This is a genomic window from Mesorhizobium sp. M1078, from assembly GCF_040318615.1.
Taxonomy (GTDB): Bacteria; Pseudomonadota; Alphaproteobacteria; order Rhizobiales; family Rhizobiaceae; genus Mesorhizobium.
This window is the reverse complement of record NZ_JAMYMP010000010.1, coordinates 43,604-56,305: the sequence shown is the minus strand read 5'-3', so window position 1 is coordinate 56,305 and position 12,702 is coordinate 43,604. Positions and strand designations below refer to the sequence as shown.

General features: G+C 58.9%; 7 protein-coding genes and 4 pseudogenes. 3 read left to right on the top strand and 8 right to left on the bottom strand.

Going from position 1 to position 12,702, the window contains the following annotated elements; genetic code table 11:
• Nucleotides 1-2: 2 nt before the first annotated feature.
• Both NKH38_RS15540 and NKH38_RS15535 read right to left on the bottom strand, forming a co-directional pair.
• Nucleotides 3-433, bottom strand: a pseudogene (locus tag NKH38_RS15540) (IS110 family RNA-guided transposase); the annotation flags it as partial.
• Between the two features lie 157 nt (nt 434-590).
• Nucleotides 591-2,086: pseudogene (locus NKH38_RS15535) on the bottom strand (ISL3 family transposase).
• Nucleotides 2,087-2,324: 238 nt separating this feature from the next.
• Between NKH38_RS15535 and NKH38_RS15530 the strand changes: the two are divergent.
• A pseudogene (locus NKH38_RS15530) lies at nt 2,325-2,636 on the top strand (integrase core domain-containing protein); the annotation flags it as partial.
• Between the two features lie 148 nt (nt 2,637-2,784).
• Here NKH38_RS15530 and NKH38_RS15525 read toward each other — a convergent pair.
• Nucleotides 2,785-3,987: a M24 family metallopeptidase gene (locus tag NKH38_RS15525; RefSeq protein ID WP_352762841.1), complete on the bottom strand. Its 1,203-nt coding sequence runs from the start codon at nt 3,985-3,987 to the stop codon at nt 2,785-2,787.
• Between the two features lie 446 nt (nt 3,988-4,433).
• On the opposite strand from NKH38_RS15525, the gene NKH38_RS15520 reads away from it, so the two are divergent.
• Nucleotides 4,434-5,000 (top strand): IS66 family transposase, encoded by a 567-nt coding sequence (locus NKH38_RS15520; RefSeq protein WP_352584822.1) that lies wholly within the window; start codon nt 4,434-4,436, stop codon nt 4,998-5,000.
• Here NKH38_RS15520 and NKH38_RS15515 read toward each other — a convergent pair.
• Nucleotides 4,989-6,341, bottom strand: coding sequence for an IS5 family transposase (locus NKH38_RS15515; protein WP_352762844.1), 1,353 nt, complete (start codon nt 6,339-6,341; stop codon nt 4,989-4,991). The genes NKH38_RS15520 and NKH38_RS15515 overlap by 12 nt on opposite strands.
• A gap of 227 nt (nt 6,342-6,568) precedes the next feature.
• Between NKH38_RS15515 and NKH38_RS15510 the strand changes: the two are divergent.
• A pseudogene (locus tag NKH38_RS15510) lies at nt 6,569-6,883 on the top strand (transposase); the annotation flags it as partial.
• Nucleotides 6,884-7,083: 200 nt separating this feature from the next.
• On the opposite strand, the gene NKH38_RS15505 reads toward NKH38_RS15510, so the two are convergent.
• The 4 genes from NKH38_RS15505 to NKH38_RS15485 all read right to left on the bottom strand — a co-directional run bounded on the left by NKH38_RS15505 (nt 7,084) and on the right by NKH38_RS15485 (nt 12,699).
• Entirely contained in the window at nt 7,084-8,379 is a 1,296-nt protein-coding gene (locus tag NKH38_RS15505; protein ID WP_352762846.1) for a serine hydrolase domain-containing protein, read from the bottom strand.
• A 540-nt stretch (nt 8,380-8,919) separates the two neighbouring features.
• On the bottom strand, nt 8,920-9,486 hold the full coding sequence (locus NKH38_RS15495; RefSeq protein WP_352584768.1) for a sarcosine oxidase subunit gamma: 567 nt from the start codon (nt 9,484-9,486) through the stop codon (nt 8,920-8,922).
• Nucleotides 9,479-12,412, bottom strand: a complete 2,934-nt coding sequence (locus NKH38_RS15490; RefSeq protein WP_352584766.1) for a sarcosine oxidase subunit alpha family protein — start codon at nt 12,410-12,412, stop codon at nt 9,479-9,481. Before NKH38_RS15490 ends, NKH38_RS15495 begins: the two co-directional genes overlap by 8 nt.
• Nucleotides 12,409-12,699, bottom strand: a complete 291-nt coding sequence (locus tag NKH38_RS15485) for a sarcosine oxidase subunit delta (RefSeq protein ID WP_352762848.1) — start codon at nt 12,697-12,699, stop codon at nt 12,409-12,411. The genes NKH38_RS15490 and NKH38_RS15485 overlap by 4 nt, the downstream gene beginning before the upstream one ends.
• Nucleotides 12,700-12,702: the final 3 nt, after the last annotated feature.

Sequence of the window (12,702 nt, the reverse complement as noted above, 5' to 3'; positions counted from 1 at the left end):
CACAAATGCCCGCGAAGCGCGTTGATCGCCTGAGTTTGCTGGCGGATCAAAAGGGCGCGCGTCCTCAGCACCATGGCCGCTGCTTGTTGATCAGCCGATTTGATCGGAACGAAACGCATGGTCTTGCGGGTGACGGCTTCGCTGATCGCTTCGGCGTCGGCGGCGTCCGTCTTGCCCCGTTTTACGAAGGGCTTCACATAAATCGGCGGGATCAAACGCACGTCGTGACCGAGCGCCGCGATCTCACGCGCCCAATAATGCGAACCGCCGCACGCCTCCAACCAACTAGACACGGCGGAAGCTTTTCGAAAAAGCCCAGCAGCTCGGCTCGACGCAGTTTGCGATTGAAAATCGGTGCGCCTTCGGCATCGGCGCCATGAGTTTGAAAAACGTTCTTGGCCAAATCCAGGCCGATGGTGCTAACCTGCTTCACGGAACGGCTCCCTTCCTTGTGGCGTTGCTCGCAACGACCACGTTTTGGCACTTAGATACTGTCGGTAGCGGGGCCGTGTTCCACACCATCAATCTGGGGTTCTTCCGCATATTTGGTGCAGGGACTACTTTTTCGGATGTCCCTTTGTCCGGTTGGGTCAAGCGGCTGCCAGCAGTCGGCTCCGGAGGAGTGGATAGGCGGCGCGCCCGTACATCTGTCGCTTGATCGTCTTGAGGCGGTTGATCTGGCCTTCGACCGGGTTGTGCTCCAGGGCTGGGTGATTGCCGCCCGGACAGCCTCAATGTCACGGCCGATGCCTGCTGCAAGGGAGGCCAGCTCACTACCCGTGGCATCGGCGATCCATTGCTCGAGACCGGCATCATCGTCGCCGCGTATCACTGCAGCAAAACGGCGGGCGAGTTCGCCCGCGATCGAAAGCTCCGGCGCATTTTCATGGAGATGGTGGAGGAACCGCTCGGTCTGCTCATCGAGAGATGTCGGGTGTTCGCTCAGCAGCCATGCACAGTTCCGACGCGATGGCGGCCGCCATCGCGAATTTGGTGGAGCGGTCGGTGGCCGCTCCTTGCGGGCGGCGGTCCACCTGTAGACGGTCGCCCTGCTGCCTGCAAAGCCGCGGTGCTTGATTTCGGTCCACAGCTGCAGCCCGTTGTGCTGGCCTTCCTCCCAGCGCTTCTCGAGGTAGTCTCGAAAAGGATCCATGAGGACGGAGCGCGCCGGCGGCCGCCGGTGCTCAGGCTCACCGCCCGCTGCAAGCCAGCGTTCGACAGTTCTGACGTTCATGCCAATCCGGGGGGCAATCTCGCGCGGCGACAGGCCGGAGTCCCGCAGGTCAAGGATCTCGGCATAGAGCTCACGGCGCTGGTTGCGCCGCGACCGACGCAAGCAATCAAGTTTCGGGGAAGTTTCTGCCTGTGGTTCCGGCTCGGCTTCGGCGTTTCCCGCCATCTCGGGCACCATGGCCTTTCCGGCGGAGCTGACCGCCTTGCGATGGCGACCGACGGCCAGTCGCAACGCTTCGCCCAGGTTCTGGAGGAGATGCCAGCGGTCGGCGACCTGCGTTGCATCGGGCGCACCGCGACGGGCGCCCTCAGCATAAACGCCCGCACGATCGCGAGCGATGATCTCGATGCCAGGATAGCGTTCCAGCCACGACGCGACCGTATCGGCATTTCGATCCGGCAATAGATCCAACACGCGGTTGCGCTCCAGATCGCAGATGATCGTTCCGTAGCGCTGCCCCTTGCGCCAGGCCCAGTCATCGATGCCGACCACACGCGGCGCTTGCGGCGGCTCGAACCCGGCCGCGCGGATCATCCGCAACAGTGTGTCGCCGCTTACCGGCATGGCGAGTCTGTCCGACAGGCGTGAGCCCGGCTCACCACCCGCCGCGAACCCGATCGCCAGCTGGCTTTCGCCGAGCCGAACCGTGCGCCAAGCTTTCGGTTGAACCGTCTCAGGAAGCCTCTCGGTGAAGATCCGTCGCATGCATTGTGAATTCGCGCATCGAAACCGTCGTACGTGGAGCCGGATTTCGACAACCCGCCCCTGCCACGGCAGATCGCTCAACCGGCGCATGTAGTGACTGTGGACGCGGCGGGTTCGGCAGCCGCAACATGGACAGCACGAGTCCATCGCCTTCGGCCGGGCAACAAGTACAACCCTGTCAGCCTACGGCAGAATTTGGACAATCGAAAGCTCGGGCGAAATCAGCGAGCGGAAGGCATGGAGCACGGGCAAATCACGGCGTCGATTGCGATTCCGGCTCTAGAACTTATTCGCACCGTCCGTGAATCCCGCAACCTGCACCAAATATGCGGAAGAACCCTTTCTGCTGCGGTTGATCGCGGCCGGGCCCTACAAGATCCACACCGTGCTTACCGACAACGGCTCGTGCTACAAGTCGAAAGCCTTCGCCAGGACCTGCCGCGAGCTTGGCCTCAAACATATCCGCACAAAGCCTTATACGCCCAAGACCAACGGTAAGGCAGAGCGCTTCATTCAGACTGCACTCAGGGAATGGGCCTACGCCATTGCCTACCCGACCTCCGATCATCGTGCCGGAGAACTTCCCGTCTGGCTGCACCGATACAATTGGCATCGACCTCACGGCAGCCTAAAGTCGAAAACACCAATCAGCCGCCTCGGCCTAACCGAGGACAACCTGTTGAGGCTCCACATCTAGGTCGATTCGCGTCTCCATATCCATATGGCGGCACTGCGACCGGCCCCGGTCTCGTCTATCCCTGTCATCACACACCCTCCGCCGTTGTCGTGCAGAGGGTGAAACTTGTCCTTAAATCAAGTCCGGTGCCTGGCTTTGTCACAGCCTGCTAAGCGTCGACCACGGTCAGTTCGCGGTCGTGTGCGGTAAGGATCTCGTAGCCCGACTCAGTTACGACCCATGTCTCACTGAAGCCCACTCCTGGAGTGCCGGGCTTGTCGATTGCAAGAACAGTATGAAACGTCATGCCCGGCTTTAATTCCAAATCGATTCCCTCGCGGATAAAGTATAGCTCTTCGCCCCAAGTGGGAGGGAATCCCAACCCAATCGAATATCCGTACATTCGTGTAGCGCTTGGTGCAGGACTGACGTCATTCATTCCGACACCGATTTCGCGCGCTATATCGTGTCCGTTGCGGCCTGGCTTGACCGCTTGAAATAGTAAATCCAATGTCTCATTGATTGCTTTGGACCGCGCCTCGACTAGTGGAGATGGCTTGCCGACGGCCACTGTGTGACAGATAGCACTGGTATATCGTTGATAGGCCGCTCCGAACTCCAGCTCAACTGTATCTCCAACTTGAATTGGAGTTCGCTTGAATGTGGTGTGCAAAAACCAATTGCGCTGCCCGGCTGACACAATAGGTTGGGTGCTAAAGTATTCACTTCCCTCGTTTATCAGGGAATGATAAATTACCGCAGCGATTTGGTTATCAGTCACTCCAGCTCGGATCATTGGCAAAGCAGCGTCGAGCGCTTTCATCGTGATGTTGGCAGAGCTACGCAAGTAATCTATCTCTGCTTCAGACTTAATCATCCGTGGCTGCCCAACCATATCTGAAGCATCAAGGAGCGATGCATTAGGTAAAGCGCGCTTCAGACCCTCGTAAAGATCGACACCAAGTCCTGGTTTCTTGATCTCCACGCCGATACGCTTGTTCTCGAGCTTTCGTTCTTTCAAGATATCCGCCAGGCCATTTGCTGCGCCTCTTTCATCGGACCAAGGGACGCCGCGGACGTCTCCCACCCAGCTCGTAAGAACAGCCGGACCAATCTCCAACTGGTGCATGTGCAGTACAGGCTCACCTTCCCGAGGAAGCACCATACATTTATACCAACCCGAACCGAAACTTTGGTATCCGCTTAGGTAGCTCAAGTTTGGAGTAAATGTTATAAGAAGGACATCAAGTCCCCTCGCATCCATAATATGTCTAACTTTCTCCACTCTGAGCCGATACTCCGACTCGGAGAAAGAAAGTTCCTTTGTCATGGGAAGCTTGGACAGTTCCTCGACATACTGATCATAGAGCATTCTGAGCCTTCTTTCTTCCGGGTCTGCTCCGGGCTGGTTGGAGCAGCCATACTGAGTGCGTCTCTTTTTAAGCACCTCCCGCAGGTCAGTTCAGCGAACCTGTGGGGATGTCTCTGGAGTCCTGAGGTGATGGCTTCGTCAGCAAAAACACCTCTTCCTCCCTCTCATCACTTGGAGCCGACGGCATCATAAGGAGCATCCTTTCGCGCATTTCGATCAATTTACCCAGATTGATGCAATATCTGGTGCAGAATAAGGAGGATTTGAAATAGTGCCGACAGGCCTGCGCATCCCTCGGGCGATCCGGCCCCCGATTCAGGGCGTTCGTGTTTGGCCTTCGCGCGCGAGCATATGCACCCTGGCCGCCAAGTTGGGCTCCGTGACGCTGGTTGTTAGCGAGGCGGCCGCCGCATGTGGCCGCATATGGACGGCCGCAACAATAACCGCTGATATGTTCTGGAGAACATATCAGCGGCTACAATCAGCTCTACAAGGGCGGCGCCATTCGAGAAGCTGCCTGCCTGGCCCATCTGCGTCGCAAGATATTCGACGTTCACGACAGCCAGCCGACCGAGCTCAGCACGACGGCGATGGCCGGTATCCAGGCGATCTACCGGATCGAGGAAGAGATACGGGGGCTGCCGCCCGCCGACCGATTGGCCGCACGACGAAGTCGGACCCGACCACTGGTCCGTGCGCTGCGACGACAGCTCATGCGCCAGGGCAAGGGTTTGTCGCGCCATGCCGATATCGCCAAGGCCTTCGCCTATGGCACCAAGCGATGGCGCGCGTTCAACCGCTTCCTCTACGATGGCCAGCTCGAGCCCGACAACCTGATCGCGGAGCGTGCCATTCGTGGATTTACGGTCGGAAGGCGCAACTGGCTTTTCTCGGGCAACTTCGCCGCGGCGGAGCGGTCAGCGGTCGTGCTCAGCATCATAGAAACCTGCAAGCTCTGCGGCGTCGATGCCGAAGCCTACATGGTCCGCCCTGAACAACGGTTAAGCCATTGACACGGCATGGTCGCGGAGACGGGGGGAAGTATCCGGTTTCGCGGCTGAAGCAGCAAGCGCCAGCAGGATGAGCGCACGCCAAAGCGCCAGCGTGGCGAGGATGAGGCGCAGATTGTGGCCTGCGGCCACGAGCAGCGCATTGATGGCGTCGCCAACATGGCCGAGAAGGAAGTTCCGGTCCAGCCTCCCATCGGTTTTCATTTGGCCGATGGTGGCCTCGATGGCCGATCGTCGCTTCAGTTCCCGCTTCATGGTGGCCGTCAGGCCGCGCCGATGGCCGGCGATCATCATCGAGCCCGAGCCTTTGTAGTCGTGGCCGCGATAGCCCTTGTCGACATAGATGCGGTCCGGGTCGACGCCGCCGATCTCCACCGCCTGATCGACGGTCGCGGCGAGCGTATGGCCGTCATACGGATTACCCTCGAAGGATTTGGCGGCCAGCACGAGGCCTTCCCGGTTCGTCGTTGCGATCCCGACCTTGCAGCCAAACTCGTAGGGCGTACGGGCTTTGCCTTTCGAGATACAGACGACCTCGGGCGCATGCAGTGAATAGAGCTTGTTCTTGTCTCTCGGCTTCTGGACCAGCAGCCGCTCGACCAGCCCGAGCAATCGAGCAAACCTGACCTCGAGTTTGGCATTGCCGGCGATCTTGCGGCTGATGTCGCGGAACACGCGTCCGAGATAGGTGCGCAGGCGCTTCAGTTCGTGTCGCATCCGGCGGAACTGCCGGGCGTGGGCATAGCGGCCGGCGCGAACCGCCGCGGCCTTGGCGAGTCGGGTGTGGCTCTGCCTGAGCACGACGCCATGCCGCTTCGCCTGGCGAACCAGTATCTGGATGGCCTTCAGGTAAAGCCGGCTGTCGGTCGGATGGGCGATCGCCTTCGGCTGCACCGTGGTGTCGATGGTGATCCGCTCCAGCGAGTTCGGCTTGGCCGTCCCGGTGTCGAGTGCAACCTCGACGCTCGCCTTCAGCATTTCCTCAAGCCCCTCCGGCCCGATCCGCTTGCGCCAGCGCGTCATCGTGCTGGCGTCGATCGGCGCCTCGTGCTGGAAGAACTCGAAGCCGCAGAAATACTGCCAGTAGGCATTCTCCACCCAGCGATCCACCACCTCCTCGTCCGACAGGTCATGGACGTGCTTGAGGTAATGCAGCCCGACCATCAACCGCGTCGGCTTGGCCGGCCTGCCGACCGGACGGCAGAAGCGGCCGAACGTCTCATCGAACCGTGCCCATGGCATCAGACCTGAAAGCCGGACCAGCGGGTGCCTCATGTTGATGATCGCGTCCAGACGTTCGCGGAAGAGGTCATTCCTGTTGCGTGACGGACGGGATGGCAGCATCGCGAAAACACCGGAAAGGGACAGGATCGGATTCGATTTCCGGCATTTTCCAATACTTCAAACCCCTTGGGAATCCCTGCAACGCTATAGTCTTCCATGGTTCGTCCTCCTGGCATGCTGGCGTGAGGATAGGCTCGACGAGCAACCCTCGCTTCAACACTGCCAGTGTAGGGCGAACCACCTCACAGCCGGCAACCAGAAAGGACATAAGGTCTTACGCTGCGCCCGCTTCAAGCCTGATCGGGGATCGCGGATAAGACAGCGCCTGGTTCCGCCAAGAACTCCAAGCCAAAGGCATCGTGCCCTGCATCCCGTCGAGCCGCAGCCGCAAAGTCCCTTACGCCTACGACAAGACACTCTATCGCCAGCGGCACAGGGTCGAGAACCTATTCGCCAAGCTCAAGGACTGGCGACGCATCGCAACGCGCAACGACCGATGTGCCCACACCTACTTCTCCGCCATCTGCATCGCTGCAGCCGTCATCTTCTGGCTTCGCCAAAGCAGGTGTGAAATCCTGCGCCGGCTTTTTCCATGCACCTGATTTTGGGCTGACGGCGGGAATTCAAACCGGGTGGGCCGGAGTGCGGATTGCAGGCAAATCTCAGCCACGGGTGCCCACGAGCCTTTCCTTCTCTATCCGCGCCGCCTCGTAACCAAGGGTCCTGACGATCGCTAAGGCGGCGGTCGCTTCAAGCTGGGACCGCAGTCCGGATAAATGACGTCATCGAAAGCAGCCTGGCTTCACTCTTGCAACATCCTTCCGAGCGCCAGAAATTGCGGTACGCTGATCGGATCGTTACCCACGCTCGACCCGACTGGATGCGACGCGAACCTCGCGACCACCATTTCGGCCTCAGGGGCGATGTAGAGTCGCTGCCCGTGCATGCCCTTGCCTTCGAAAGCACCAAGCTCGTTGTGCGAAACGTACCACATCGCGCGATAAGAGTAGCCCCGCAATAGATCGGAACCAGTCTTTGCAAACTTGGCCGGATCGTCACCGCGACGGATCTCATCGATAATAGATGCGGGGATCAACTGGCTTCCATGCCAATCACCCTCACGTCGAATGAGCTCGCCGAAACGAGCCATGTCACGCAGCGTTGCCGACAAGCCGCCTCCGGCCATTGGCGTACCGACTGAATCAATGAGCATATAGCCATCTTCTTCACAACCTAACCGCGACCACAATTGTTGATGAAGATAATCGGCGAGATTAAACCCGGTCACCTTCGCCATTGCCCAGGCTATAACGTCGCTGTTAACAGTTTTGTACGCAAAGGCGTCGCCGTGCATACCTTCCTTGCGCAGCGCACGCAAGTAGTCGTAGAAGTTAGTTGGTACGTCAGAATGCGCGGGGCGCGGACGCATTCCGCAGGCAAGCATGTAAGTGCGAACGCCCGATGTCGGGTCTGCATAATCTTCTGTATATCCAACGCCAACTTGCATATCCATTACTTGGCGGATCGTAGCATCTTCCCACGCAGTACCCCGTAGCTCGGGAACATAGTGCGGGACTAACTTCGATTCATTTAGGATCCCTCGGTAAATCAAATCGGAAGCCAATGTGCCAACATAGACCTTCGTCACTGAATACAGAGCGTGCGCCAGCGATGGCTCCGACGCGCCAAAGTAGCGCTCATAAATTATGCGCCCTCGATGCAAAACGACAATGCCGTCGGTGTAGGTGTCGTACAACGCATCTTCGAACCGTGTTGTCCTGCCATTCAGATCGTCGAATTTCAATTCGTTGATTTCGTGGGCTCTGTCATACCGCTCGAAATGAGATGCCGCCTTGTTTCCCCGACGCACGTTTACAGTCGCGCCGAGTTCCCGCAAATGCGAAAGCGTCCACCGGATCTGAGGAAAGTCAAGAAATTGATCCCTTTCAAACGTGATCCGCTTGTCCGGCGAAGGCGGAAATCCTTGCATCCACCCGAGTAACCGAGGATCTGAATCCATTCCGCCAAGATATCTATCGTCACCGGCGCCAGAAAGACCATACGCCTGATTTTTATCAGCGTGCACGTCTTTGCTCATCTAGATCTCCACATTTGTACATTCCACGTGATCATGTAAGTAAGTTAAACTGCGAAAAAGTGACCACAGCGTCCCTGCATGAAGCCTAAACATCTCGACCCGGCCTTCCCAATAACCTGCCAAATCCAAAATCAATTGGCAGGGCAGCTGAAACATAAGCCTCGCAGCCGACCATAATGGCCTGCCTGCCTACGTGTCCTCCGAAGGAGCGTCGGCACAAACTGCATTCGCCAACCCGCTCGAAAGATTGAACGGCGGAATCAGGCGCCGCACCGAAAAGCGATCTTTCCGCCTCGTGGGTGTCTTGCTCCTCGACCAGGATAATTGGGGCCTCAGGCGCGCCCGATACGAGGGACTCAAAACGATCGCGCCCTCGGGCTGATCACGCCTCGTCAGCCTGCCAGCCGAGGCTCCTGAGCTAGCAGGCCCGCAACCAAGACATGGGCGACGGTCAGTGCCAGCTACACCACTCCAGGGGGCAGCAGCTGATTTTGCCGTCCGGTTTCAGTCGAACACGCCGCTTGCACCTTGCGCCGGTGCTCATGGAGCCCTTTCCTCCAACCTTTTTGCTCTTAACTCCAATGCGTGCCAAAGCGAAGAAGCAAACGATCGTGCGCCGAGCACAGCAACACGGGTTTCACTGCGGCGGATGACGAAACATATGGTATGCTCTAGGGCTGTGCGTGTCGCTTTCCCCGGACCGAAGTCGGCAAGATCGATGTTGATCAGTTTCTCCAGAAATGCGTCGATGGGCCACGTGCCGGCACGGGACTTAATTTCGACCGTTACCCACCCACCTGTCTGCTCGGTCACAGAGCAACCGGGGGCCGCCACCTTCAAAGTCATGGCAAAGTCTTCGTCCGCGCGGCCTTCGGTCTCGATCATCCACTGATCCGGCCCGGTCCAGAAAGCTGACACATCGTGACCTGCTACCCAGCATCCCGGCCCAGGCAATTTCAAACCGAACGGCTTGGGCTCAAGGGCTCCCCTGCGAAGCGTTAAGGAGGTAAGCGCCAAGTTCTTGCTCTCACAAAGTTCTAATACTGGAAGCATTGCACTACGAGGCTTTTCGGCGCCGAGCGCCATGAGCGGCTTCAGATTAACCACGCAAACGCACTCCTTGAGCATCCACGAAAGGCGCCGATACGACGCGGAGGCGTACATTTTCTCCTTCGACCGGATTCGACGCCACGATCACCTCGTCCAGCCGTTCAATACCGTTCTTGACAAAAGCGAGTCCGATCATCGTCCCTACATGGGGTGAATAGCAGGCCGATGTGATCCAGCCCTGGTCGTTATCGTGATTGAATGCTTCCCCTTCGGTGAAGAGATGTGCTCCGACAACGATCTTGTCCCTCGGCTCGACAGGTTGGAGACCCACCAGGCGCCGCGTATCCCCCGCAAGCCCTTCGCGACGAGACATGATCGCGCCAATGCAATCCTTCTTTTGGGAAACCATTTTGCCGAGCCCGAGCATTTCGGCGGTGGTTTGGCCGTTAAGCTGGGCTCCACCTACGTGACCCTTTTCCGTTCCTAGGACGGACAGCGCCTCGACCCCGAAAGGCGTTACTCTCAGATCAGCACCAATTTCCATCAATCGTTCCATCAGCGCGTAGCCGTAGCGGGTAGGCACCGCGATCTCGTAGCCAAGTTCGCCGACAAAGGAGACGCGGAAGAGCCGCGCCCGCAGACCGTCGCAGACCTGTAGCTCCGCGCAGGCCATAAAAGGAAACGCCTCATTCGAAAGGTCGAACCCGTCAACGATACGGGTCAGCAGCGTTCGCGAACTCGGTCCCGCAACAGCGATCTGCGCCCATGCCTCGGTCGTGGAAATCAGCTGTACGTCAAGCTCCGGCCATAAGCATTGCCTGGCGAAATCCATGTTGCGATAAACCAGCCCAGCATTGGCCGTGGTTGTGGTGACCACAAAATGATCCTCGGCCAGCCGCGCGCACGTGCCGTCGTCATAGGCGAAGCCATCCTCGCGTAGCATCAGACCATAGCGAACGCGGCCGACCTTCAACGTCGATATCATGTTGCTGTACAGGTGGTCGAGGAACTTCCCCGCATCGATGCCCTGAACGTCGATTTTTCCGAGTGTCGACACGTCGCATAGGCCCACCGAGCTACGCACCGCCTTGGCCTCGCGATCTACGCTCTCGCGCCAATGCCTTTCCCCCTCACGGCGAAAATACTCGGGTCGCCGCCATGGGCTAGATTCATCAAAAACCGCACCCTGGGCTTCGGCCCAGCTGTGGGTCGGCGTAAGGCGGGGTGGGCGGAAGTGCGATCCAATATCGCCGCCGCCGAGGACAGCCAGCGCCACGGGAGTATAGGGCGGACGAAAGACCGTGGTTCCGGTTTCCGAGATTGTCTTTCCAGTGAGCTCCGCCATCACGGCGAGCCCAGTCACATTGGCGGTCTTGCCCTGATCCGTCGCCATGCCCATGGTCGTATAGCGTTTCAGATGCTCTACCGACCGCATGTTCTCAACATACGCGAGCTTGATGTCCTTTACTGTCACGTCGTTCTGGAAATCGACCCATGAGCGTTTTGTGCCCGGCACGTGAAACACCGGCGCAATGGCATATGCGTCGTCGCCCGGACACGGCAAACTAGGCAATTTTGCAGTTATCCCAATGTCCTCCAACGCACCTCTCGCCGTTTCCGCGCCGGACTGCAGCGCTGCCGCGGTCGAAAAGCACCCCACAGCAGCGCCCGCCACAAGCAAGCCTGGCGTTTCGTTCTGCTTGGGCAGGAACGCCAGCAATTGATCATTCCAGGTAGGCTTACCGCGATGATGCGAAGCCAGATGCACGTTCGGGTTCCAGCCACCCGCGACGCCAAGCCCGCCGCATTTGATCTCTTCGGTCCTGCCGTTTGCCAAAACCTCAATTGACTTCAAGCCAAGTCGGCCGCGCGATCCAGTCACCATGGCCCCCGCGATCAGCCGGTAGTCACCACGAGCCTTCGCCTCAGGGCGCACGTCGATTACCGCAGCGATCTGGACGCCCTTGGCCGCGAGATCCAGGGCGGTACGGTGACCGTCCTCGTTGTTCGTGAAGACAGCGACCTTGTCGGAGGGGCACGCCGCCCAGCGATTTGCGTATGCGCGCATCGCGCCGGCCAGCATGATGCCAGGACGATCATTGTTCGCAAAGGCGATGGGCCGCTCTATCGCGCCTGCCGCCAACACTGCGCGTTTCGCGGTGATGCGCCAAAATGTCTGGCGGACTCGGCCACCGGGTTCAGCGAGATGATCCGAAACACGTTCCACTGCACCGTAGATGCCGTGATCATAGACGCCGAAAACCGTGGTACGGGTCATCACCCGAAGACGCGGCAGGCTTTCGAATTCTGATTCTAACCCTGAGATCCAATCGGCGACCGGCACCTCGCCCAGTGTTTCCGTCTCGCACAGGAGCCGTCCGCCCAAGCGGAAATCCTCTTCCACCAGGATCACACGGGCGCCCGAACGAGCTGCCGTCAGCGCCGCAGCAAGCCCAGCCGGCCCCCCGCCGATCACGAGGAGGTCGCAATGCAGGAAGCCCCTGTCATAGGCATCGGGATCGGGCTGCATTGAGATCTTTCCGAGCCCCGCAGCTCTACGGATGGCGGGCTCGTAAACCTTCTCCCAGAAGCTCTTCGGCCACATGAAGGTCTTGTAGTAGAACCCCGCTGTGAAAAGCGACGACAACAGGTCGTTGATAGCCATTGCGTCGAAGTCAAGCGAGGGCCACCGATTCTGGCTTCGCGCAACCAGCCCCTCGAACAACTCAACCGTTGTCGCGCGGGTGTTGGGCTCTTGCCGGGCACCGGTACGCAGTTCGACTAGAGCATTGGGCTCCTCCGAGCCTGCAGTCAGCACCCCTCGGGGACGATGATATTTGAAGCTGCGCCCCACCAAGCGAACGCCGTTGGCTACGAGGGCCGAGGCGAGCGTGTCGCCAGGATGGCCTTGATAGCTTCTACCGTCGAACTTGAAGTTAAGCGTTTGTGACCGGTCGATTAATCCGCCCGTAAGCCGAGTCATGGTTCGCTCCTCGCTCGCGCAAGAGCAATGTCCCGCGCCAACTCCGCTCCGAGAATCTCATGTGTGACCGTGTTGCGCGTAACCACTAGACAGGAACGGTCGCCCTGCTCGTGAAACCACAGCTCGCGGTGAGTGCCTGCCGGATTCTCACGCAAATATATATAGTCATAAAAGGCGGACTCAGCAGCCGGTGCAGACGGGTCTGGGCGCTCGATAAGCCGGGCGTCACCGAGATAGATAAATTCTCTTGCATCGCGCAAGCCCAGAAGTGGATGGGGGATCAGCATTTG